The organism is Levilactobacillus koreensis JCM 16448, assembly GCF_001435525.1.
Lineage (GTDB): Bacteria > Bacillota > Bacilli > Lactobacillales > Lactobacillaceae > Levilactobacillus > Levilactobacillus koreensis.
In genome coordinates this window covers 74,322-98,494 of sequence record NZ_AZDP01000123.1, presented here as the reverse complement: position 1 = coordinate 98,494, position 24,173 = coordinate 74,322, and the positions used below count along the sequence as shown (strand labels likewise).

General features: G+C 50.7%; 23 protein-coding genes. 4 read left to right on the top strand and 19 right to left on the bottom strand.

All coding sequences use genetic code 11. The features are described 5' to 3' along the window. Positions 1-5: 5 nt before the first annotated feature. From FC99_RS13150 to glyQ, 10 genes are all read right to left on the bottom strand, one after another. Entirely contained in the window at positions 6-812 is an 807-nt protein-coding gene (locus tag FC99_RS13150; RefSeq protein ID WP_048735982.1) for a Nif3-like dinuclear metal center hexameric protein, read from the bottom strand. Beyond that, entirely contained in the window at positions 799-1,506 is a 708-nt protein-coding gene (locus FC99_RS13145; RefSeq protein ID WP_048735981.1) for a tRNA (adenine(22)-N(1))-methyltransferase, read from the bottom strand. Before FC99_RS13145 ends, FC99_RS13150 begins: the two co-directional genes overlap by 14 nt. A 627-nt stretch (positions 1,507-2,133) precedes the next feature. Continuing rightward, the gene (locus FC99_RS14385; RefSeq protein WP_268872121.1) at positions 2,134-4,530 is read right to left on the bottom strand and encodes an MMPL family transporter; all 2,397 of its coding nucleotides are present in this window, start codon (positions 4,528-4,530) and stop codon (positions 2,134-2,136) included. An 11-nt stretch (positions 4,531-4,541) separates the two neighbouring features. After that, positions 4,542-5,411 (bottom strand): MMPL family transporter, encoded by an 870-nt coding sequence (locus FC99_RS14315; protein WP_268872122.1) that lies wholly within the window; start codon positions 5,409-5,411, stop codon positions 4,542-4,544. 133 nt (positions 5,412-5,544) lie between these two features. Then, positions 5,545-6,063, bottom strand: a complete 519-nt coding sequence (locus FC99_RS13135) for an RrF2 family transcriptional regulator (RefSeq protein ID WP_048735980.1) — start codon at positions 6,061-6,063, stop codon at positions 5,545-5,547. 298 nt (positions 6,064-6,361) lie between these two features. After that, positions 6,362-7,492: an RNA polymerase sigma factor RpoD gene (gene rpoD, locus FC99_RS13130; RefSeq protein WP_404820141.1), complete on the bottom strand. Its 1,131-nt coding sequence runs from the start codon at positions 7,490-7,492 to the stop codon at positions 6,362-6,364. A gap of 8 nt (positions 7,493-7,500) precedes the next feature. Continuing rightward, a complete protein-coding gene (gene dnaG / locus FC99_RS13125) occupies positions 7,501-9,348 on the bottom strand; it encodes a DNA primase (RefSeq protein ID WP_048735978.1) in 1,848 nt (615 codons plus the stop codon). 147 nt (positions 9,349-9,495) lie between these two features. Continuing rightward, the gene (locus FC99_RS13120; RefSeq protein WP_048735977.1) at positions 9,496-9,996 is read right to left on the bottom strand and encodes a hypothetical protein; all 501 of its coding nucleotides are present in this window, start codon (positions 9,994-9,996) and stop codon (positions 9,496-9,498) included. Between the two features lie 213 nt (positions 9,997-10,209). Continuing rightward, on the bottom strand, positions 10,210-12,285 hold the full coding sequence (gene glyS / locus FC99_RS13115) for a glycine--tRNA ligase subunit beta (protein WP_048735976.1): 2,076 nt from the start codon (positions 12,283-12,285) through the stop codon (positions 10,210-10,212). Continuing rightward, complete coding sequence (gene glyQ, locus FC99_RS13110) at positions 12,285-13,214, bottom strand: glycine--tRNA ligase subunit alpha (protein WP_048735975.1); 930 nt, start codon at positions 13,212-13,214, stop codon at positions 12,285-12,287. The genes glyS and glyQ overlap by 1 nt, the downstream gene beginning before the upstream one ends. 458 nt (positions 13,215-13,672) lie before the next feature. Here glyQ and FC99_RS13105 point away from each other — a divergent pair, with 458 nt between their 5' ends. Continuing rightward, on the top strand, positions 13,673-14,254 hold the full coding sequence (locus FC99_RS13105; protein ID WP_048735974.1) for a helix-turn-helix transcriptional regulator: 582 nt from the start codon (positions 13,673-13,675) through the stop codon (positions 14,252-14,254). Between the two features lie 134 nt (positions 14,255-14,388). Here FC99_RS13105 and FC99_RS13100 read toward each other — a convergent pair whose 3' ends face one another. Then, the gene (locus FC99_RS13100; RefSeq protein WP_048735973.1) at positions 14,389-15,354 is read right to left on the bottom strand and encodes an aldo/keto reductase family protein; all 966 of its coding nucleotides are present in this window, start codon (positions 15,352-15,354) and stop codon (positions 14,389-14,391) included. Positions 15,355-15,767: 413 nt separating this feature from the next. Here FC99_RS13100 and FC99_RS13095 point away from each other — a divergent pair, with 413 nt between their 5' ends. Beyond that, positions 15,768-16,187, top strand: coding sequence for a cytidine deaminase family protein (locus FC99_RS13095; protein WP_048735972.1), 420 nt, complete (start codon positions 15,768-15,770; stop codon positions 16,185-16,187). A gap of 396 nt (positions 16,188-16,583) precedes the next feature. Here FC99_RS13095 and recO read toward each other — a convergent pair whose 3' ends face one another. From recO to FC99_RS13060, 7 genes are all read right to left on the bottom strand, one after another. After that, on the bottom strand, positions 16,584-17,381 hold the full coding sequence (gene recO, locus FC99_RS13090; protein ID WP_048735971.1) for a DNA repair protein RecO: 798 nt from the start codon (positions 17,379-17,381) through the stop codon (positions 16,584-16,586). A gap of 23 nt (positions 17,382-17,404) precedes the next feature. Continuing rightward, the gene (gene era, locus FC99_RS13085) at positions 17,405-18,310 is read right to left on the bottom strand and encodes a GTPase Era (RefSeq protein WP_048735970.1); all 906 of its coding nucleotides are present in this window, start codon (positions 18,308-18,310) and stop codon (positions 17,405-17,407) included. Between the two features lie 9 nt (positions 18,311-18,319). Continuing rightward, the gene (locus FC99_RS13080; protein ID WP_048735969.1) at positions 18,320-18,721 is read right to left on the bottom strand and encodes a diacylglycerol kinase family protein; all 402 of its coding nucleotides are present in this window, start codon (positions 18,719-18,721) and stop codon (positions 18,320-18,322) included. Beyond that, on the bottom strand, positions 18,699-19,187 hold the full coding sequence (gene ybeY, locus FC99_RS13075; protein WP_048735968.1) for an rRNA maturation RNase YbeY: 489 nt from the start codon (positions 19,185-19,187) through the stop codon (positions 18,699-18,701). The genes FC99_RS13080 and ybeY overlap by 23 nt, the downstream gene beginning before the upstream one ends. Then, the gene (locus tag FC99_RS13070) at positions 19,187-20,173 is read right to left on the bottom strand and encodes a PhoH family protein (protein ID WP_048735967.1); all 987 of its coding nucleotides are present in this window, start codon (positions 20,171-20,173) and stop codon (positions 19,187-19,189) included. Before FC99_RS13070 ends, ybeY begins: the two co-directional genes overlap by 1 nt. 134 nt (positions 20,174-20,307) lie before the next feature. Further along, a complete protein-coding gene (locus tag FC99_RS13065) occupies positions 20,308-20,790 on the bottom strand; it encodes a GNAT family N-acetyltransferase (RefSeq protein WP_048735966.1) in 483 nt (160 codons plus the stop codon). A 96-nt stretch (positions 20,791-20,886) separates the two neighbouring features. Beyond that, positions 20,887-21,333 carry a GatB/YqeY domain-containing protein gene (locus tag FC99_RS13060; protein WP_048735965.1) on the bottom strand — a complete coding sequence of 149 codons (447 nt, stop codon included), beginning with the start codon at positions 21,331-21,333 and terminating at the stop codon, positions 20,887-20,889. A gap of 375 nt (positions 21,334-21,708) precedes the next feature. Between FC99_RS13060 and FC99_RS13055 the strand changes: the two genes are divergently transcribed. Further along, a complete protein-coding gene (locus FC99_RS13055; RefSeq protein WP_048736431.1) occupies positions 21,709-22,731 on the top strand; it encodes a zinc-binding alcohol dehydrogenase family protein in 1,023 nt (340 codons plus the stop codon). Positions 22,732-22,795: 64 nt separating this feature from the next. On the opposite strand, the gene rpsU is transcribed toward FC99_RS13055, so the two are convergent. Then, the gene (gene rpsU / locus FC99_RS13050; protein WP_011667518.1) at positions 22,796-22,984 is read right to left on the bottom strand and encodes a 30S ribosomal protein S21; all 189 of its coding nucleotides are present in this window, start codon (positions 22,982-22,984) and stop codon (positions 22,796-22,798) included. A 179-nt stretch (positions 22,985-23,163) separates the two neighbouring features. On the opposite strand from rpsU, the gene FC99_RS13045 reads away from it, so the two are divergent. Next, entirely contained in the window at positions 23,164-23,991 is an 828-nt protein-coding gene (locus tag FC99_RS13045; RefSeq protein WP_048735964.1) for a pyruvate, water dikinase regulatory protein, read from the top strand. The last annotated feature ends 182 nt before the right edge of the window (positions 23,992-24,173 follow it).

Here is a 24,173-nt window from a genome sequence, read left to right as displayed (position 1 = left end):
CGTAATTAAAGAAAAGTAAACGGGTCGGTGTTTAGCGCGGACGGTACCACGGTAATCGGCCAGTCATTTTCCTGGACCCACTGCTGGAAGAGTTGCGTTAAGTGGAGCTTGCAGATGCTTTCGATGTGGTGGCCGGGATCAATCACATTGAGGCCAGCCGCAATCATGTCGTGGCCCGGATGATAGGAAATATCCCCTGTGACGTAAACATCGGCACCCTTCGCCAGGGCTGTTTGGTAAAATGGCCCGCCGGAACCGCCCAAGACGGCAACGCGACTGACTGGGGCGTCTGGGGTGTGACTGATCAGACGAAGGCCCTGCACATTGAAAATAATCTTACACTGCTCGGCAAACGCCTTGACGGTCGTCGGTTGGGCCAGCGTGCCAATGCGACCCATCGTGATCTCCGGGGTCGCTGTGATGCCGTTGCTAGGAACCAGGCCGGTCACGTCATGTAAGCCCAGGGCGGCAGCTAACCAGTCGTTCATCCCACCCGGGGCGCTGTCCAAATTCGTATGCGCCCCATAAACGGTGATGTCATGCTTCAACAGCGTTGCGTACATTTGATTCTGCGGCACCGCCAAGTCGAGGTTCTTCGCCGGATGAAACATCATCGGGTGATGGGCAAAGATAAAGTCTGCCCCCACCTTGATGGCTTCTGCGACCACCTCTGGGCGAACGTCTAGTGTGACCAAGACCTTGTGGACCTCGGCATCCAGACTGCCCAACTGCAACCCAACTGGATCACCGGGTTCTGCCCAAGTCTTCGGGGCAAACTGTTCAAATCGATCAACTAACTCACGCACCAACACGTTGCAAGACCTCCTTGATCTGCTGAATCTTTGTCTGTAACTCTGTCACTTTAGCCGCTGGAACCTCGTGAGCCGACTCGACCTGCCGGAGAACCTCACTGGTTCGGGCCAATTCCCGTTGCCATTTGGCAATGAAGATGTCGTTGTGTTCGGCTAACAGGTATGGCCCAAAGCGCAACGTCTCTTCGTCGTACTGTTCGGGGACGGCTTTGCGGTCAGCCACTAAGATTTCGTAGGTGTGGCCATCTTCTGCCACAATCTGTTCGGCCACCAGCTGGAAGCCGTGGGTCATAAGAAACCGCCGCACGGTCATTTCGCCCACATTAGGCTGAAGAACTAACCGTGACACGCCGGCTAAGCGGTCGAAATCCTGCGTCAAGATCTGGGTGATGAGGGCACCCCCCATCCCAGCAATGGCGACCGTATCAATGTGGTCAGCGGGCTCGATGGCCTGAAGCCCGTTGGCTAGACGCGCCGTGATCAGATCGCTCAGGCCCTCACGATTGATCTCGTGTTCGGCATTTTTAAATGGTCCGGGAACGACTTCACCGGCAACACCACCGACGATGACGCCATTCTTCGCTAAATTCACGGGTAAGTAAGCGTGATCGGTCCCAATATCGGCCAACCGGGCCCCCTGTGGAACGTAGCTGGCGACAATGGCCAGGCGTTGTGAAAGATGGTCTGCATCCATGAATAAATCTTCCTTTCTGAAACTGGTTTTTAGTTTTTAGATTTGTTTAGTGACTGGTACTTGCTTGAGCTGGTCGCACTGCGGCTGCCAGGAATTCCGCCTGCTGTGGGAACACTGAAAGCGACCACTATTTCCACGGCTGGCTGCATCCCTGGCCTCCTCCAGCTTCGATTGATATTTTCAATTACACCCGCTAGAACAGTGAATTTCATCGAAGTTTCAATCCGTGCTTTGTCAGATCTACCTGATAGTATCTGTCGAAAAATCCACAGAACCCCATGAGATCTGATATGTTATGCAATTGAACATTCAACTGAATCAGAAGTTAGCTCGTCAGCCAACCACCCTCTGCAGTGAAGCAATGACTTATTTCCACTCAAAACGACCGGGTGACTGGCTCAGTTGACGCTATACTAACTGCGCTCACCAACTTCAAGTATAAGCTACCACAGCAGAATTGAATAGCAACAAATTTTCTCTAAACAAATAGGCGTCAGGAACATCCACTCCAATGTGAGCGTTCCTGACACCTACTTTTAATAACAAGTGATGATTGTTAAATGGGACCCGCCAGCCTCTGACAGCCGCAGTGCGGTCAGCCCCATTTTTTTCTAAGTTACCTAGATGTTAGTCTTTCCGGTTCCGCCGCATTTGCGGTCGTTCGGCATCCTCGTCATTGACCGGTGCGTCACCCATTTTAGAATACGGGTATGGATACGTGATCTTCATGACGGCTGGCATCACAATTGGTAACAAGATGACCAGCAGGACGATCCCAATGATGACGGCTAGCGCGATTTGAATCAGCGTCATGACCCCGGACGGAATCAGGGCGGCAAAGGTCCCACTCAAAATGATTCCGGCAGAGATGACGACGGTCCCAATCACGGTCGCGGCACGGAGCATCTTATCGCTCGTTGCTCCCGGTTCGTGTAAGAACTCACGGTACTTCCGCATCAGGAAGATCGAGTAGTCGACCCCTAGGGAAATCAGCATGACAAACGTGAAGAACGGTGTGTTCCACGTCAGCATGTCCGCGCCTAAGACGGGTTTGACCAGCCAGTGTACAATGGTCAATGCCCCGGAGTAAGCGACGATTAAGATTCCCTCGATTACGATCGGTTGAACCAGCGAACGGGTCACCACCATTAAGGCGATAAAGATTCCGGCCAACATGATAATGACGGTCCGCGTAAAGTCACCGGAAGCCATTTCATTGATGTCATTGGTCTGCGAGGTGTTGCCACCAAAGGCGACCTTGGCACCGCTGAGACTCGTTCCCTTTAGTGACCCCGTGACGACCTTTTCCAGTTTTGGTAACCGGGCCATCGCGGCGGCTGAACTCGGGTCATCCTTTAAGACGACCGTCAGCTTGGTGATCTTACGACTTGGTGACATGTACGTGTTCAGGGATTCCTTAAACGTACTCCCGTGCAATTGCTTGCTGGGGATGTAGAAGGTCTCAGCGGCTGCAGACTTCTGCAGGCCCTTCAGATAAGAGTTGGCGGTGCCGACCCCACTGGAGACTTGCGTTAAGCCACTCGATGCCGACGTCAAGCCCTTCCGTAATGCCGTCAGTTGTTTACTCATCGCGGCTAATTTTTCAGCCATGGTCTGGTTCCCAGCAGCGACTTGACTCGCCCCAGAGACTAGGCTTGGCATCTTGCCGTTGATGGTAAACATGGCACTCGACAACTGACTCGTGGCGCTGGCCAATTGGCTACTCTGCGAACTAGCCGATTGCAGGGCAGTTGCTGCCCCCGGCAAGACCATGTTTGACTTTTGTGCCAACGTGGCCACGGCGCTTTGCAGCGTGGCTGTCGAACTTTGTAATGATTGTAATTGACTGGCGACGCTTTGATCGGCGGCACCAATGGCACTGGCATCGCTGCCGATCTTAGTCAGTGAACTGGTCAATGACGCTTTCAGTTGATTCTGAGCAGCCGTCTGTTGTTCCAGCACGCCCGCTAAGACCTGCTTTTGTGCAGCAGACAACGGCACGCCTTTGGCACTAAAGGCCGCCGCCACGGTGCTAGCACTGACGCTTGGTAAATTGCCAACGCTACTCTTGATGTTCTGCAGTTGCGTGGCAATATCCTTGGTCTGCGTCCCAATAGTCGTCAACGAACTCGTGACGCCACTGGTACTCGTGGAGCTAGTAGAGACTTGGGTGTTTAACTGCTGAATGGCCGCATTCAACTGTGGCAACGCGGCTTCCAGCTCAGCTAATTGTGCAGCTTGCTTGCCACCGGAAGCCGAGGAAACCTGACTATTCAACGAGTTGACCCCCGTCGACACTTGGGCAATCGCGGATTGTAATTGACTTGTCCCCGTGCTGACCTGTTGTGCCCCGGAAGCCAGCGTTTTCGCGGACTTCACGGAACTAGCAACGTTTTGCTTACTCAATTGGCTATTGGCCGATTTCAGCCCCTTATTGACCTTGTTGACACCCTTTTGGGCCTTAACCAAACCACTCGTGACCGCACTCATTTGATTACGGACGTAGAGTGCCTTAATGGCCTTGCCCCCGGGTTGGGTCGCGGAAGCCACCGTCTTGACACCAGTCGATCCTTGCAATTGCTTGGTTAACCGGTCGATCAGTAACAGTGACTTTTCATTGTCTAACTTGTGGTCACTCTGAATATAAATGGTCGTTGGTTCGGCGGTCCCTTTGGAGAAGTGATTCTGAACGATCTTGAACCCTTGCTTAGCGGGCACATTGTCCCCAATTTCAACTAAGTTATCGTAGTCCAAGGTGCCGTGTGACGAAAGGGCCAATGGCACAAACACGATTCCGGTCACAATCAAGGTGATAATTGGTCGAATCATGGCGTGCTTGGCCATCCCGTGCCAGAGTCGACTGTCACCTTCACCCTGAAACTTCTTGATGGGCCAGAACATGTGCGGGCCGCAGATGGTCATGAAGAATGGGTTTAACGTCAGGAGCACGGCCAACAAGACCACGACCCCCACGGCGATACCAACGGCAGACCGGTACAGGGAGAAGTTGGCAAATCCCAGCACACTCATCCCGATTAAAACGGATAGGCCGGAGTAAAGGACCGTCCGCCCCCCCCAATTTTAATGGCTTCTTTAGTCGCCGTGTACCGATCTTTTCCCCGAGCAAGGCGCTCACGAAACTCGTTATAGAGCAAAATGTTATAGTCGGTCCCAATCCCAAATAGGACGATCACGATGAAGACTTGAGTAAAGTTGGAAAATGGAAAGTTGAAGCGATCAACCAGGTTGGCCACCACGGAAATCGAAGTGATGACGGAAACCCCAACGGTCAACAGTGAGAAGAGTGGGGTCACTGGCGACCGGAAGACCAACCAGAGCACTAAGAAAATGAAGATGGCCGCAATGATCTCGGTCTTCTGGACCCCAGCTTGGGTGGCGTCCGAGAAGTCTTGGTTCAAGACATCGGCCCCGGTCACGTAGGTCTTCACGCCGCTGGTCTTCGCTAGCGTCGTAATCTGCGAGCGAATCGACGAGACGGAATGACTGGAACTCTTATGCACGTTCAACTGGAGTAGCTGGGTGCTCTTGTCCTTTGAAATCAGTTGGGAAGCGGCCGTGGAACTATCGCTGGCCGCCGTCATTGACCGAATTTCATATTGATCCTCATGATTTTTGATTCGGTTAATGGTTTTGTCGATCTGTGTATTTTGACTCGCGGTCAACGCCGAATCGCCGTTGTTAAAAACAACGACGACCGCGGTCGTGCCCCGTTGCGAACGACCCCACTGTTTCTGCATGTTGGTTGCTCGCGTACTTTGATAGCTGCTAGGCACGGTGATCTGCCCCTTATCAGCCACCAATTTACTCATGTTAGGAATCGTTAGGACGGCTAGCATGACGATCACTAACCATCCTAAAACGTTCCAAATATAATGCTTATTCATCCAACGCACGGTGAAACCTCCCTCGGTTACTTTGCTTACTTGAAAACCGGCGCACTTTCAATCTGCAGCGACAGCATCGCTGAACGCGGCAGTGCGGCCAATTCACACTATCTTCGTTTATTTCTTGAATTTTCTATTCTGCTGAGTGTTGCTTGATCCATTCGGTCCAATCGAGTTGGAGTGGTTGGCCCGCTGAAATTGGTGAAATCTGACCGATCGAGAGGGTGGCTAATTCCTGACGATAGCGTTGTTCCGCATCGCCGAAGACGGCCAGCGCGTTGGCAATCGGCTGTTGATCCTTCAGGTCAGGCAGATCATACATCTTCATGAATTTTGGCTTTTGGTCGAAGCCGAAGATCTTTTTGACAAGCCCTGTATTCTTGACGAACGGTACGGTCCCTTCGATGGCATCGAAGACATCGAGTAACGTGATTTGATTGGGGTCCTTTGTCAAGACGATCCCCCCATCGCGACCGGAAACGGTCTTAACGATCTTAGCACTAGCTAATTTTTGGACGATCTTTTTCAGGTAACTCGTTGAAATTCCCAAATGCTCCGCAACTAAGCGGCCATGCAGAGGAACATCCCGGTCTTGAATACCAAGTAAAGCAACGATACACAGCGCCTGTTCTAGGCTAGGTTTTGTTTTCATGCGACATCTCCTTTAAGCTAAAAGTATTGAAAAGCCCTAATTATTAAACGTGATACATTATATCCCCTTTACCTAGCATTTCAAGACTTTTAACCCAATAAATCAGAGCCGCATCGACTGTTTTTCTATGTAAACGGTTACGCCATATATAGAATCGGTAACCGTTGGCATAGTTTGCACGACTTCCAGCGTGACCGATTGTTCATAACAATTGGCAAAGACACCGCTCCTTCTGCGTTCCCCACTGATAACAAAAAATTGGCCTGAGACAAAAGTCCCAGACCAAATTTTTTAAGTTCTATTCCAAGAAGTCTTTTAATTGCTTGCTCCGTGATGGGTGGCGTAACTTGCGCAGCGCCTTGGCTTCGATTTGCCGAATCCGTTCACGGGTCACACCGAAGACCTTGCCGACTTCTTCCAAAGTCCGCGTCCGGCCATCATCCAAACCAAACCGTAACCGCAGAACGTTTTCTTCACGATCAGTCAGGGTGTCCAAGACACTTTCCAACTGTTCCTTCAGTAATTCGTAAGCAGCGTGATCGGCAGGGCTCGTAGCGTCTTGGTCTTCAATGAAGTCACCCAAGTGCGAGTCGTCCTCTTCACCAATTGGCGTTTCCAAAGAAACTGGTTCTTGCGCGATCTTCAAGATCTCACGAACCTTTTCCGTTGGCATGTCCATTTCGGCCCCAATTTCTTCAGGCGTTGGTTCCCGCCCTAAGTCTTGGAGGAGTTGCCGTTGAATCCGGATCAATTTGTTAATGGTTTCAACCATGTGCACCGGAATTCGAATCGTCCGTGCTTGGTCAGCGATTGCCCGTGTGATGGCTTGCCGAATCCACCAAGTAGCGTACGTGGAGAACTTGAACCCTTTCCGGTAGTCGAACTTTTCGACGGCTTTCATCAGCCCCATGTTCCCTTCTTGGATCAGGTCCAGGAATTGCATCCCCCGACCCACGTAACGCTTAGCAATGGAAACAACCAACCGTAAGTTGGCTTCGGCTAATTCTTGCTTAGCTTCTTCTTCACCGTTTTCGATTCGTAAGGCTAAGGCAACTTCTTCGTCCGCCGTTAACAGGTTGACCCGCCCAATTTCCTTCAAGTACATCCGGACCGGGTCATTGATCTTCACACCAGTCGTGGTCGAAGCGTCCTTTAATTCCTTCTTCGAAACGGCCTTTTGGGCTTTAACGGCCCGTGGGTCTGGCTCACCCTTAGCATCAACCACGCTGATTCCGGCATCGGAAATCGTTTCGAGTAACTTATCCATTTGCTTGGCATCCAACGTGTAAGGGGTCGCAACCTTATCAGACAGGTCATCATAGGTGATGCTGCCGGCCTTTTTGTTATCCTTGATTAAGGCACGCACCGTCTTGTTGTATGCTTTTTGGTCAAACATTGGTTGATCTGTGGTCTTTTTTGCCATTAAAATACCCCCTATTAAACTTGCTTGTTCGCTTGTCGCTGACGTTCTAGTTGAACGATCTCAACGACGAGTTGCCGCTGCTGCTCGGCGTCCCCCAACCGGGAAGCTTCCGTTAATTGATTTTTCTTTAACCGGAGTTGTTCCTCGATTGGGGCTTCATCCATAATGACTGCTAAATAGTCATCGATCTCCCGCGGGGTAACCGCCGCGTAAGACTTGGTCTCTAACGTAATGACGAGCTGCTGTAACCGGTCTTCTTGAATAAAGTCCGTGAACTGGGCCGTCACATACGTTTGATGCGTTTGGAAATAACCCTGGGCCAAGGTATAAATAATTTGATAATCGTCGTGAACAAAACTAAAGTCCGGCATGGCCGTGACTTGTGCCCAGACGTTGCGGTCGTGCAACAACCGATAAAGCAGGCCCTGTTCTGCCCGTTCCAAACGGGTAAGGGGTCGCTGTTGTTGATGCACGGTGACCGCTGGGTGAGCGGCGGGAATTGGTGCGGCCTGCTGTTGACGCGGTCGTTGCCGTTCCTGTTGCGCCGCCGTATCACGCTGCACCTGTTTCAACTGTGCCGTCAACGCGTCCTTATCGAGCTGAAACTCCGTGGCCAACTGATTGAGATACATGTCGAGTTCCACGGGTTCCTGGACCTGGGCGAGTAGTGGCATGGCTTGATTTAAGTAGTCCAGCCGCTCACTATCCGTATCCAACGCCCGGTTACGCCGCAAATACCGCAGTTGGAACCGAATCGGGGTTTCCTTCGCCGTCGTCAGCATTTGCTTGAAGGCGTCGTTGCCATGGGCCTTGCGGTATTCATCGGGATCTTGCCCCTCCGGCAACTGAATGACACTGAGTTGCAGGTGGCTATGTTGACCCAATAATGACAAGGCCCGCTCGATAGCGCGTTGACCGGGCTCATCACCATCGTAACACACGTTGAGCTTATCCGTCGTGCGTTCGATCGCATAAATTTGCTCGGTCGTCAGGCTGGTCCCCATGGAAGCGATGCCGTTCAACACCCCTGCTTGGGTGGCCGAAATCACGTCCATGTACCCTTCAAACAACGTCACCTCACCGGCTTGTCGAATCGCGGGCCGAGCGAGATCGAAGTTAAACAACAACCGACTCTTGGTGAATAGCGCCGTTTCCGGACTATTCAGGTACTTCGGTTGGTCGTCTGCTTTCTTCAACAGTCGCCCAGAGAACGCCGCCACGTGTCCACTGGCATTGCGTAGGGGAAACATGACCCGTTCGGTAAACCGATCACGTAGCTCCCCGTCCGCATTTTCAATGAACAATCCCGACTGGCGTAACAGTTGGTAATCGCTCTGGCGCTGGTCGAAAAATGGCTTCAACAGCCGCTGACTCGGTGCGAACCCCAACTGGTAAGTCTCAATCGTGTCGTCAGTGAGTCCCCGGTCATGCAGGTAATCCAAAGCGGGCTGCCCCACCTCGGTGTTGACTAAAATGTGATGATAAAGCTTCGCTGCTTGTTCGTGTAAGGCAATCAGCTGCCCCGTCTTGGAGTCCACGGCCGGTGCCGCAGCATCCTGTCGGTATTCACTGGCCAGATCGACGTGGCTAAAGTCAGCCACCTTCACCACGGCCTCGGGAAAGCTGATGTGTTCGAGTTCCATTAGGAATTTGAACACGTTCCCCCCACGACCACAACTGAAGCAATGGAAAATCTGCTTGTCTTCCGTCACGGAAAATGACGGGGTCTTTTCCTCATGGAATGGACATAGGCCAAACAGGTTTTTCCCGGATTTCTTGAGTTGTACGTACTGACCAACCACATCCGCAATGTTAGTTGCCGTCCGAACAGTTTCAATCACTTCTTCGGGTATCTTTGCCAAGCCATCACTCCCTCACCTGCGCGCCCGTAGCCTTGAAAAGTCGCACCCCGGAAACCCGAAAAGTGCGACTCTTTAATTGGAATTCGTGCGCAAAAATACACTATACATATTACTCCTATTACGGCCGGTGTCAACTTTTATACCTCGCTAGTAAGCGCCGCCTAACAAGAGGAGCACGAGACTGGTAATCAGTAAAATTCTGGCACCCGCGACTAACCCCCGCTGAATGAGCGGATAGTTTTCCCTTAAGACTGGTGGCACATGCACCCCGTCCGGTGGCCAATAGGCAACTGGCAAGGTCAACCCAAAGCAGATCAGCCCACCCCGACCAACTGGACCAACCAGCGCGGTTGCTCCCAATGCCTGGGGGAAGACTAACAGAATGCCAGTGAGCAAATTAAACATGAGATTTAAGTCCAGCAAAAATGCCTGTCGTTGCCGCCAACTCTTCTGTTTCAATAATATCGTTATGACGAGCAATAATAAAGCAAGTCCCGTAAAAATAATCAGTAGCCGCAATGATCGCACCGGTTGCAGCGCACGCCACGAGAGTCCTAAGATTTGCGCGACCCATGCTAATACGAGTAAAAACCAGCCTAATGCTTGAAGAAATCGAAGCCGTTGCGGTGTAAACGTCATGAGTAGCATGCCGACCATCGCCTCCTCAGAATTTTCTTCCTATGGTATCAGTATCCAGCCAGCGCAACAACTAAAGCCCCCTGAGCAGTTAAGCTGCCTAATTCCCGCTAGCCAAAATGACAGCGATCACCCTAATGCTCTTCGACCAAAGCATCCCCGCTCATCAAAAAAGGAACCACTCCGCAGAGCGATTCCTTCATATCATTACTAGTTACAACCGACCTATTTAACGATCAATTGGTCCAAGTCACCCAACGTCAACGCTAAGGTGGCCAAGTGACTCAATTCAGTTAACCGGTTATTCCGAACGGCATCATTCTTGTCCATGACCATCGTGGCTTCAAAGTAAGCCGCAATCGTTGGTTGAATGTCAGCCAGGCTAGCGTACAGTGCGTCTAAGCCCTTGTCAGCGGCGGCAACGACTGTCGCAACACCCTTGTCCAATTCGCCTTCACTGTCATTTTCAAACAGCTTAGCATCCACCGTGGCCGTTGCCAATTTGGCTGGGGCCTTCTGGGCTAAGCGGATCACCCGGGTCAAGGATTCAATGACAGCCTTGAAGTTGTCGTCAGCAGCATGGTTCGCCAAGATATCTGCGGCCGTGAAGATCTGCAAGACGTCACTGCTTGAACCAGCGGTCACGGCATCGATGATGTCATGCCGTTGCTTAGCAGAACGCAAGATTTTCCGGATCCGATCCTTGATGAAGGTCACCATCGCGTCGATCTGGCTAGTTTGGTCAAGGTCTGGTGCCACGCTAGCAGCCCCTTCAGCGGCGATAAAGTCACTGGCTAATTCAGCGACTGGCAAGGACCATTTCTGATCACGCGCGATCCGCACGATCCCGGTTGCCTGGCGCCGCAAAGCGTAAGGGTCATTGGACCCACTAGGAATCATCCCAGCAGCGAAGAACGTCAAGATGCTATCAAATTTGTCAGCCAAGGCCAAGACCGCACCCGGGACGGATTCTGGTAAGGCACCATCGGCCGAGATTGGTTCGTAGTGTTCGCGAACGGCTTGGGCAACGGCTGGGTCTTCACCCTGAAGCAAGGCGTACTTTTCACCCATGACCCCTTGAAGTTCGGCGAATTCACCGACCATCCCGGTAACCAGGTCAAACTTGTAGATTTCGCTGGCCCGTAAAGCAGCCTTGGTTTGGGCATCGTTCAAGTCAAAATGCTTAGCCAAGACGCTCACGATGGCCTTAACGCGGTCCATCTTTTCGGCCATCGTACTGATCTTATCGTGGAAACTAACGGACTTGAGCCGTTCCACGTAGTCGGCGATGGTCTTCTTTTGGTCTTCCGTGTAGAAGAACATGGCGTCTTCCAACCGCGCCGTCAGGACTTTCTCGTTCCCGGCAACCACGTTTTGGAGGTCATGGTCGTTTCCGTTACGAACGGAGATGAAGTTAGGCAAGAGCTTACCGCTAGCATCCCGTGCGTAGAAGAACCGTTGGTGGTCCCGCATGGAGGTGATCAGAACCTCTTCGGGGATGGTCAGGTATTTCTCGTCAAAGCTACCCTCAAAGGCAGTTGGCCATTCAACCAGGTTATTGACTTCTTCCAGCAAGCCGGCGTCGATGTTGACCGTCCAGCTGTGGTCGGCAGCAATTTTTTCAATCTGTTGTTTAATCAAGGCCTTGCGCTTGTCGGCATCGGCAATCACGAATTGAGCGGTCAAGTCGGCTTCATAGTCGGCCGCCGTGGCAATATCGATGTCGGAGCCTAAGAAACGGTGACCACGCGTGTTGCGGCCAGTCGTGACGTCCAGGATGCTAAATGGAATCACGTCGGCATCTAACAACGCCACGATCCAACGAATTGGCCGGATGTATTCGAAGTGATGCGTGCTCCATTTCATCATGGTTGGGAAGGTCATCGCCGTGATAACGTCCTTTAAGCCAGCCAGGACGGCGGCAACGGGTTCGCCGGCAATAAACTTATCGACGTAAACGTATTCGGTCCCCTTAATCTCCTTAAAGGTAATGTCATCTGGTGTCAGGCCTTGGCCCCGGGTAAACCCAATAGCGGCCTTGGTCCAGTTACCGTCGGCATCTTGGGCGATCTTCTTAGCGGGACCCTTGACGGACTCGCTAATGTTCTCTTGTTTGTCGGCTAAGCCACTGATTTGGATGGCTAAGCGCCGGGGCGTTGAGAATGGCTTGATGTCATCATAGTCGACCCGTTGTTCTTTTAAATAGTCAGCCGTGCGCTTGACCAGTTGCTTGATAGCTGGCGTCACCACGTGGGCTGGCATTTCTTCTAGTCCAATTTCAAGTAAAAATGTGTGTGCCATTATTTTTTGGCCTCCTCATCGTCTGCTAATAATTTTGCACGTAAGGTGTCATCCTTGATCAATGGGAACCCACGCTTCTTCCGTTCAGCAACGAAAGCCCGCGCCACGGCCCGTGCCATGTTCCGGATGCGAGACAGGTAGCCGGCCCGTTCAGTCACGGAAACGGCGCCCCGCGCATCGAGCAGATTAAAGGTATGGCTACACTTCAAGATGTAGTCGTAGGCTGGGTGAACCAGACCATTGGCGATCTGCTTCTTGGCTTCAGCTTCGTATTCGTCGAAGTGTCGCAGTAACATGTCTTGGTTACTTTCTTCAAAACTGTACTTGGAGTGTTCGTATTCGGGTTCCTTGAAGATGTCACCGTACTTGACCCCATCGGCCCATTCCAGATCAAAGACCGAGTTGACGTCTTGAACGTAGGACACCAACCGTTCCAACCCATAGGTCACTTCGGAAGTGACGGGATCAACTTCCATCCCCCCAACGACTTGGAAGTAGGTGAACTGGGTGATTTCCATCCCGTCCAGCCAAACTTCCCAACCAACACCGGCACAACCCATGGATGGGTTTTCCCAGTTGTCTTCAACGAACCGAATATCGTGTTCGAGTGGGTTGATGCCGAGTTCCTTCAAACTGTTCAGATAGAGTTCCTGAATGTTATCGGGTGAAGGCTTCATGACCACTTGGAACTGGTGATGTTGGTATAACCGGTTAGGGTTTTCCCCGTAACGACCATCGGCTGGTCGGCGAGAAGGTTCAACGTAAGCGGCGTTCCAAGGTTCTGGCCCGATCGCCCGCAAAAAGGTGTAAGGACTCATGGTCCCGGCCCCTTTTTCAGTATCGTAAGCTTGCATCAGCATGCAGCCCTGTGCGGACCAGTACTGTTGTAACTTTAAAATGATTGCTTGCATGGACAGTTTTTCTGTCATGGGTGCTGTTTCCTCCTTAAATTTCAAACAAATAAGCGCAAAAAAATCCCCACGAGAATTCACCGAGGCAAATTCACGTAGGGACGAAGTTTTAATTTCGCGGTTCCACCCTACTTCTAGTCACGGACTGACTAGCAGCTTACTTGGAAACGACTCCGAATGTGCCAACCCACAGCACTTGCTATCCGGCTAACACTACCCCGGACTCGCTGAGAACAACCACTGCGTTTTTCATTCATCATAATCGACTTATTTAACTGAGTTTTATGATAGTCGTCTGGGGTGGGGTTGTCAATGGATTTAGGGGAAACGGTGCGCTGGATTTCATGAGTAGTTGGCGCTTGAATTCTCGTCAAAGCCGCTAACAAATACTGATTTACCGGCAATGTCAAAGACTTTTGACAGACAAGCATCGCGACTTATGACATACTAAAGTCAATCGGAGGTGAGATCTTTTCATGAAGCGTTTAGAATTACAGGCATCCCTCATTGCACACCGAAAGCAGCAACATTGGACCCAAGCTGACTTGGCCGAACGCTTATTTCTTTCGCGCCAGACCATCTCAAATTGGGAAAATGGTCGGACTTATCCTGACATTCAAAGTCTGATTCTATTGGCCCATCTCTACCACGTGACTGTTAATGAACTCGTTAAGGAGGACTTGATGACCATGCAAACACAGACGAATAAATATCATTTAAAATTATTGGTAACTGCGACTATTGTTTGTTTAATTTTAGTTTATGGGCTGTTCATTGGCCTCCGTTGGCTACCAATGATCCCGACCGTAATGGCAATTGCTGCGTTGACCACGACCGGTTTGTTCTTAGCCGGTTATCTTATCTACCTGAGCCAACATCTTCAGCTCAAAACTTTTCGCCAAATCAACGCCTATCTCAAACACCAGCCCGCACCCCAAGCCAAACCAACGCGGACCCATCAGATCATAGTTTTAACGTTGAGTGCCCTCGTCGGCTTAATTATCGGTGGCGGTCTCACCTGGTGGATTGCAACGACCGTTCTTCAGTGGTCCTTCTAACGCCTAAAAAAGAACGAGATTGAGACAGCGGGTTAAGCGGAGCTAACTGCCCTTTGTCGCCCGTTTCGACCACATACGTTCGGAGCACAAAACGGATCTGGGATTTTTCTCCCCGACCCGTTCTTTTTGACTTTTTAAATTTCGCGGAAAAACTTCTTAAATCCAAACAGCTTATCAATTCGAGCTTCGTATTCTGCCGGAATTTCTAAATCAACGGCCTTTAAGTTATTCTGCAACTGTTCCGGCTTGCTGGCCCCGATGATCAAGCTAGAAATACGCACATCACGCTTATCCCAGGCCAATGCAAAGGTCGCTAGGTCCGTATTCAACTCTGCCGCCATCTTAGCTAACTCTGCAACCTTGGCGAGATTCTCTGGAACCAATTGGGCCTGCAGGTCCGGTTGGAAGGTTCCCCGTGACCCGGCCGGTGCGGGCTGACCCTGACGGTATTTCCCAGTCAATAGGCCCTGGGCCAACGGTGAAAATGGCACGACACCCAAACCAAGTTCGCCACACAAGTCCAACAGTTCATGTTCAATGTAGCGGTCGAACATGTTGTACTCCGGTTGGACTACCGTGATTGGGTGTAGACCGCGTTCCTGAATAATCAGCTCTGCCTTTAAAATCTGCACCGGCGTCCATTCACTGACCCCATAGTACAGAATCTTTCCCTGATCGACCAGCCCACTCAGAGTCGTTAGCGTTTCCGCCAAGGGTGTCTGGGTATCGAACCGGTGACAGAAGTACAGGTCCAAGTAGTCCGTCTGGAGATTGGTCAACGACTGATCGATGGACTCGGTGATATGCTTCCGTGAAAGCCCGCGGTCGTTAACCCCTTTGCCAGACGGAAAGTAGACCTTGCTTGAGACCACCAACTCCTTACGCGGAAATTGCTGAAGGGCGTTACCCAGGAACCGTTCGGCACCACCCCCACTATAAACGTCCGCACAGTCGAAATAATTGATGCCATTCTCATAGGCGAGTTGGACACTCTGTGCTGCCAACTCCTGTTTAGCGGCATCACTGACATCCGTTAACCAGCTGCCTAATGCTAATTCACTAACCTTTACCCCCGATTGACCTAGCTGCCGATATTTCATATGTAGTCGCTCCTATTCATTGTAGAATAATAAGATTTCAATTAGAAAATGATATGAAACTAGTTTACCACAGCTAGTACGGGTGGACTAATTATTCGGTCAAATCAGTATCATAGGTTTCTTTGTTTTCCTTTCAAACTTCACTTTAGCCTAAACTGCGGCGATTCAAACGATGCCAAATAATCCCCAAATTTTTCTCCCCCAGTGACCGCAAACTCTTGCCGGTCATTTTCTGAAAATCGTATCTCCAGAATAGCACGCCGAAAGATAATAACCTACCTTAATCATAACTACCCACCAAGGGACTGCTTCTCGTATTGATTTTATGAATTGAACATTTATCCTCCAATTATTCTACGACACCGATTGGTTTGTGCTAAACTTAACCTTAATTTTATTTGGAGGTGACCTTTTTGGATATTTGGGAACAGCTCTACCAAGCGGCAAAACCGCTCTATCATCCGGAAGCAGTCAACGATTTCATCTACGCCCACAATGTTGTTTGCGCGTTACAAAGCAAGTCTGGAGAAATCTACACGGGATTTTGCATCGAAGGCCTCTCCGGCACCATCAATCTCTGTGCCGAACGGGTCGCGTTACTTAACATGTACACGACCAGCGGTGAAACTGAGGTCAAGCGCCTCATTGCCTTTCGGGACGCGCCGCCAACCGGTATCACCGGCATGCCCTGCGGCGTCTGTCGCGAAACGCTCCTCCAATTCTCAACCAACAACCGTAACACCCAAATCATGGCGGACTACGCTACCAGACAAACGGTCACACTTGGGTCACTCCTTCCTGATTGGTGGGGCGACATCAAAAAACAAAACTGATTGTTTCTTCGCCTTACCGGCCGCCAGATATGGGCTGGAACGGTGCGGACACAACTTGAAGCCTCGAAAAACACGAGTCTACAAGGTTGGTCTTCTGCTAAGCCGGCGGGAAACCGCCACCAACTAAGCAGAACGACGCGCCCGAGCCCATATCTGGCGACCTCTCGGCTTACACTGCTCATAAATGATAGCATTTTCAACAATTACCGTAAAAACACCCCGAGTCGCTGTACAGTCAATTTATGCCATCCCTAAAAAAAGCAGTTCCGACCACTCTCAACGAGTAGATCTGAACTGCTTCTTTAATTACTAAGATTAGAAATCGAAACTATGTGGCCTGTCCGTCCCGCAAAAGTACCAAAAACTCCCTGGCAGTCGCCGTGTGAGCAGTTAATCCTATTTTTCTGGCGAATCACCCGTTGGTGGTGTCATCAGTCGCGCCGACCAAGACTGCATCTGATCTAAGAACCGTTTGCTCTTCGGGTGCACACCGATCTGGCTGGTATAAATTTCATCCATCAGCTGGCGCAACGCGTGCTCCGTCTGCGGTTTGACGTTGATTGTGTGTAACCGGTCCAAGTCCAGCACGGAGAACTGCCGCAAATAATAAATCGTCCGTTGGTTCAAATGTAACCGCCGGGGATCGAGCTGCCAATGCTGCTGGCACAACAGGCCCCCATAACTCTCGGAATAATCAAACGGTAAATCCGTTCGACCGCACACAGCACACCCCTGTAACTGAGGGGCCACCCCGAAAGCCGGCATCAGCTGAATCTCCATGATATTCGTCACGATGGCGGGATTGACCCCATCATCGATCAACGTCAGCGCTCGCTGCACCCGGTGATACCAATCTGGCAACGGCTGACTATCCGGAAACGCCTGATCGACCAGGCTCATGATGTACGTCGCGTAGGCATTTTTAAAAATATCGGTGCTGATGTTTTTAAATTGGGTCGTCTCTCTGGCCGTACGAATATAGGACAACCCATCATCCGCAATGTCACCCACGTAGCTTCCCACGGTAAACGGCAAGATATCCGCCACCATTTTAAAACCGCGCTTCTTGGCACCCCGCACCAGAAACATCTTTTTTCCGAACTCCGCCGTTAAAAATTTAATCAAAAAGTCGCGTTCGGCATAGTCCCGCCGAAAAAGGAGGATGCCGTGAAAATCAGTCACATTACGTGCCACGGCTCATCCCCACCTTCCGTTGTTTATAAATCGTCTTTTCGATACCCGTAGGACTTCAACAAGGTCGCCTTGTCCCGCCAGTTGGGTTGGACCTTGACCCACAACTGCAGGTAGACCTTGCTCCCCAGCAAATGTTCAATATCGTGGCGAGCCATCGTCCCGATCTTCTTGAGCATACTACCGCCCTTACCGATCATGATTCCCTTTTGCGTTGGCCGTTCCACAATGATTGTCGCTTCGATGTGGACGTGGTCTTCGTCCTTTTGCTTCATACTTTCAATCTCGACGGCAACGGAATGTGGCACTTCCTCACGCGTCAACATGAAGATTTTTTCCCGAATCAACTCGCTGACCACGAATCGTTCTGGATGATCGGTCACTTGGTCTTCGGGATAGTACTGTGGCCCATGTGGCATCGCATCGATCAGCCCGGAAAGGAGTTCGTCGACGTTATTACCCTCCAACGCAGAAATTGGGTAAACGGCCTTCCATGGCAATGCCGTCTTGTACTGTTCCATGATTGGCAGCATGTCATCTGGCTTGACCTGGTCGATCTTGTTGATCAGCAGGTACACCGGTGCCTTGATCCCCTTCAAGCGGTCAATGATAAAGTTATCACCGGCCCCGCGCTTTTCGGCCGCGTTGATCATGAATAAGACCGCGTCGACCTCGTTTAGTGCGGACATCGCTGACTGCACCATGTAGTCGCCCAGCTTACTCTTGGGCTTATGAACCCCTGGGGTGTCAATGAACACGATCTGTGCTTCATCCGTCGTGTAAATGCCTTGAATCTTGTTCCGGGTCGTCTGTGCCGTATCCGACATGATGGCAATCTTTTGACCGATCACGCGGTTTAAAAACGTTGATTTCCCCACGTTAGGACGACCAACGATGGCCACGAACCCTGATTTATAATTTGGATTATCCATTTTTTCCTCCTAGAACCAACGGCCGAGGGCTGGCAACATCACCAACGCCCCGACGATTACGGCAAAAATCGCCGCCATTAAGACACCACCGGCCGCAATATCCTTGGCACGCTTCGCTAAATCGTGATAAGTTTCGCCCACGATAAGGTCAACGACCGCTTCCACGATGGTATTCAACGTTTCGGCGATCAACACCAAGAATATGGCCAGCACCAGCCACAGCCACTCATTTAACGTTAATCGCAGGATTGCCCCGGCAATGACTGCCAAAGTCCCTACGACCAAGTGCTTACGGAAATTACGTTCATAACGAAACAGCGCCCGCAGGCCATCCCACGCGTGACCTAATGACTGACGAAAGGCGCGATTTTTCCCCGTTTGTTTTGCTTTATCGCTTAAGGCCATAGGCATCCAAAATGTCGGCCTGAAGTTTGAACATGACTTTTTCATCCTCAGGCTTCATGTGGTCATAGCCGTTGAGATGCAGGAAGCCGTGGACCACGAGAAAACCTAATTCCCGTTCGTAGGAATGGCCCAAGTATTCCGCTTGTTCTTCAACCTTATCCATGGAAACGAAGATATCACCGATGTTTTCGGGAATCTCGGCCGCCATTTCTTCATCCATAACCAATGGGAAGTCATCGTCAGCGTCTTCATCGTCTTCGATGGCAAAACTGATGACGTCGGTCGCCCGGTCGACTCCGCGATATTGCTTGTTGATCTGGTGAATATCTTCGTTGTTCATTAAGGTGACGGACATTTCCGTGTTCTCGGCCAACTTTAGGTACTTGCCGGCATATTCTAAAACGTCTTTGATCATGTCAACGTGCTTCGCTGGCACGCCATCTTTAGTCTTATCGTAAATCTCTAAATCCATTATTTTTTAGCTCCATTTGGTGTAGTATCGTTGGCTTCGTAAGCATTGATGATGCTGGCCACGACTGGGTGCCGGACCACGTCATCAGAATTGAAGGTCACAAAGCTGATGTGCTGAACGTTTTGCAAAATGTGTTGGGCCTGAATCAACCCGGACTTCGCGTTGTGTGGCAAGTCGATCTGCGAGATATCCCCGTTAACGATCATCTTTGAGCCAAAGCCCAGCCGCGTCAGGAACATCTTCATCTGCATGTTCGTTGTGTTTTGCGCTTCATCCAAAATGACAAAGGCAGATTCCAACGTCCGGCCACGCATGTAGGCCAGCGGGGCAATTTCAATCACGCCGCGGTCCATCAACCGGGTCGTGTGTTCCGCCCCTAGAATGGCGTACAACGCGTCATAGATCGGTCGCAAGTAAGGATCGACCTTTTCCTTCAAGTCCCCGGGCAAGAACCCCAGACTTTCCCCAGCTTCAACGGCTGGTCGGGTAATGATCAACTTTTCAACATCCCCGTGTTTCAACGCCGCAACCGCCATGACAACGGCCAAGTACGTTTTCCCCGTACCGGCCGGGCCGATACCAAAGGTAATGTCGTTGTGCTTGATGGCATCAATGTATTGGCGTTGCCCAAAGTTCTTGACCCGCACAGCGCGGCCCTTGGCGTCCTTGATCAAGGTCTCCGTGTAAAAGTCCTTAAAGTACGTCAACGTCCCCTTATCAGCCATCTTCATGGCACTGATCACGTCGGCGCTGTTCAGTTTGATCCCCTTAGCAAGTAAGTCGCTCATGTTCCGTAAAATGGCCAACGTGTGGTCAACCGCATCCGCGGCCCCAGAGACTTTGATTGAATTGCCGAAAGGCTTGATGGTCACCTGTTGTCCCTCTTCGAGGATGGTCACAAATTGATCTTGCGCGCCCAGCAGACCAACTTCATCTTCTGGTCGTTCCAAGATATATTCTTTTTCAATCGTTGTGTTTTCAGTCAAATACGGTGGCTCCTTTATTTTTATTTAGGTATACTGATAGTCAAATTTTAGCATACTGCCGCGGATTGTAAAAGGATTCGACGCGAAAAGCCAGTGAGTGACGCCTTTTTCTGCCGATAGTTGACAATTGCGGCTTAATCAGCAGGTAAATCGGGTAATGTGATCGGCAACTCCAAAACGAGTCGGTCACGTAACGTCAGGCCATTTTCAATGATAACCTGCGAATAGTTGGTCGTGAAATAGTCGGGGTCGACCGCCACCACACGAAAGCCGGCTTGCTGGTACAAGTAGAGTTGGGTCAGACTGGTCGTCCCCGTGGCGATGCGTACGGTCCGGTAACCGTGCTCGATCGCCCACTGCCGGGAAAACTCGAGGAGTTGGCGGCCATAACCGTGCCGTTGCTTTGCTGGGGCGACGGCGATGTTCATAATTTCGACGACTCGTTTGGACCGCGGACACAACACCACGATACCAGCCAACCCGCTGTGGTCACTGGCCACATAAGTCGCACTGTGCGGTAAATACGATGCAATCAGCCGTTGACTGGGGTCTGCTAATAACAGAAGCTGTTGCTGTTCGGTCGTCGGGGTCGCCACTTTTTGATAGGTTAATGCCATTAGTATTCTCCTTGTCTGGTCAAAAAAAGCCTGGGACACCCCCAGGCTTTTCGCGTCTCTCATTTTATATTGTCGAAGCGTGCGCTAAAGGACAGCTTATTTGCTCAACTGAGCCTTAACGGTCTTGTTGACAACGGCACCATCGGCCTTGCCCTTAACCTGAGGCATCACAACGCCCATGACCTTACCGAAGTCCCCCATGCCGCTAGCGGAGACCTTAGCAATGCTGTCAGCGACGATCTTAGCCACGTCGTCTTCGCTCATTTGCTTAGGCGCATACTTTTCAACGATGGCGATTTCGGCCTTAACGCCTTCAACCAGGTCATCACGGTTACCCTTAGCAAATTCTTCCATGGATTCCTTACGTTGCTTCAATTCACGAGAAACGATCGTCAATTCTTCGTCAGGAGTCAAATCATGGCCTTGCTTGACCTTTTCGTTGGTCAAAGCCGCCTTCATCATCCGGATAACGTTCAATGACAACTTGTCGTGGGCCTTCATGGCCGTCTTTAAATCAGTGTTGAGTTGGGTTTCTAAACTCATTTCATTTCCTCCTAAAAAATCATGGTTACTATTTAGTTTACACCTAATCTCCGCAGTCGTCAGGTAAAGTTGGTTGTGATTAGGCTAAATTGGCCGCACTGCGGTTGTCAGAAAGTCTGCCTGCCATGGTTCTCAACCAGACATCCCTCCTGCACAGTCGTAAATTTGTCGTATCACAGACATTCTCCCTCTCACCCTTCAATTATAAGTTCATCATGTACTAAGATTCGTCAACAGTGTCTCCTCATCTCCGAGCCATCCGCTTCTTAACTCAGACTAACAAGCTGGTTAGCGACTAGCAAATAGTCCATGATTGTCTTTTTCGACCGAATCGGTTACGCTCTAATCAAGAAAGGAAGTCTTACCATGACCGACATGCGGGCCATCGGCTTTACTCAAAATTTACCAATTGCAGACGAAAAGAGCTTCATTGAATTTTTCGAACCCAAGCCTACGCCAACCGGCCACGACATTCTCGTCAAGGTGATTGCGACCTCAGTCAATCCGGTCGATACCGGTGTACGACGGGGTACGGTGCAGACACTCTCGACACCCAAGGTAATTGGCTGGGATGCCTATGGCGTCGTGGACACCGTTGGGGAAGCCGTGACGCTATTTCACCCCGGCGACCGGGTCTTTTACGCGGGTTCCTTTAAACGCCCGGGAACGGACAGCGAGTATCACCTAGTCGACGAGCGACTCGTCGGCCACGCACCGACTAGATTAACGGCCGCGGAAATCGCTGCGGTCCCGCTAACCTCACTGACGGCTTGGGAAGCCTTATTTGAGCAAATGCATCTGTCATTTGATGCCCCCGCTGCTAACGCTGGCAAGATCCTGCTTGTCATCAACGGTGCTGGTGGTGTCGGCTCCATGGCGACTCAGCTGGCCCACCTCGCCGGCTTGACGGTCATTGCCACGGCTTCGCGACCCGAGACTATTGCTTGGACAAAGGACCACGGTGCGGATGCCGTCGTCAATCATCGCCAAGACCTGGTTCCCCAGGTTCAAGCGCTTGGCTATCCCACGGTCGATTACATTTTAGAGCTCAGCAATCTCAATCAACATTGGGCCGAAATCGTCTCGTTAATCGCACCAAGTGGGACCGTTGTTTCCGTCACCGGCAGTGATACCCCCATTGACCTACGCGCGTTGAAACAAAAGCGGGCGACCTTCGCCTGGGAATGGATGTACACCAAGTCCTTCTTCGAAACCCCGGACATGATCACCCAGCACGATATTCTCGAACGCGTTCGTGGGCTACTGGATACCGGCAAACTGAAGTCGACGTTGACCAAGACCTTCACGCCCATCAATCCTGCCAATCTACGGGCGGCCCACGCTCTAGTCGAGACCAACCGGATGATCGGTAAAGTCGTCTTAACCAACGAAAAATAAACGTATAAAAAAACTCAGGACACGTAAATGTCCTGAGTTTCTTTAGTTAAATTGCAAAAAGAGCTTAGAAACGCTTCTTCTTAGCTTTACGCTTACGCGCAGCTTCTGATTTTAACTTTTTCTTCACACTTGGTTTTTCGTAAAATTCACGTTTACGGTATTCTTGTAAAGTACCGCTACGGGAAACCGTACGTTTGAAGCGCCGAAGAGCGTCGTCAAAAGACTCGTTTTTGCGAACGACTGTCTTTGCCATATAAAATTCCCTCCCTCCGAGCACAAGTAATAACGTCGGTTGGAATTTGTCCACCGGCGTAACGGTTCTTAACTATTATACATAAACACCCAAAGTACGTCAATAATGCCAGCAAATAAAATTTGAACCGTTTTCGTCTACGGGTTAAACTAGAAGAAAACGTCAGAGGAGTTGCCCACATGCCGCAAATCAATATTTTCGTCATATCTGATTCATCTGGTGAGACCGCGTTAACCGTTGCCCAGACTGCTGTTTCCCAGTTTCCTAGCGTTAAGGCGAGCTACCAACGGTTCCCCTTCATCCAAACTGATTCCATCCTGGAAGGGATCCTAAACCTGGCTAAGAAACAACGAGCCATGATTTTTCATACTTTAGTTAATGCAAAATTAAGTCAACACGTTCGCGAATTTTCGGTTGCCAATCAATTACAACAGTTCGACTGCATCCAGCCGGCCATGGCTGTCCTCCACACGGCTACGGGATTAGACCCCGAAGGTGTGCCCGGGTTAGTCCACAATTTAAACGACACGTATTTCGACCGCATCGCCGCCATGGAGTTCGCTGTGACCTACGATGATGGCAAGGACCCCGCCGGCCTTCTAAAGGCTGACATCGTCATTTTGGGCGTCTCACGGACCTCCAAAACACCCCTGTCCTTGTTCTTGGCCAACCGGAATCTCCGCGTTGCCAACCTACCGCTGTCCCCCCAGACCCAATTGCCACAAGAATTGTGGCAGGTCGATCCCAAACGCATCTTTGGCCTGACCAACCGTCCAGAAATTTTACGGAAAATTCGGCAGGAACGGATGATCTCTTATGGGCTGCCCGCAGATAGCGCTTATTCCGACACCCAAAAAATTACGGAAGAACTCGATTACGCTGCTAAACTTTATAAAAAAATCGGTTGTTTAGTCATCGATGTTTCAAACAAGTCGATTGAAGAGACCGCCACGTTGATCATGGAAAGTGTGGATTACGATTTGATTCCCCATCCTTTAGCTGATTAGCCACTCAAATAATTGGAGCGTGGGAGAAAAGGCAAGCGTTAAGGCTGATAACCAAACACTCCCGACTTGAGAGTATTTGGTTGTCAGTTTTAAGCGGAGTCAGCTGTCTTTTGTCCCACGTTTCAGCAACTAAAGGTTGAAAGATGAAATACCTGTCTCGCCTCAGTATCGGCAAGGATTCT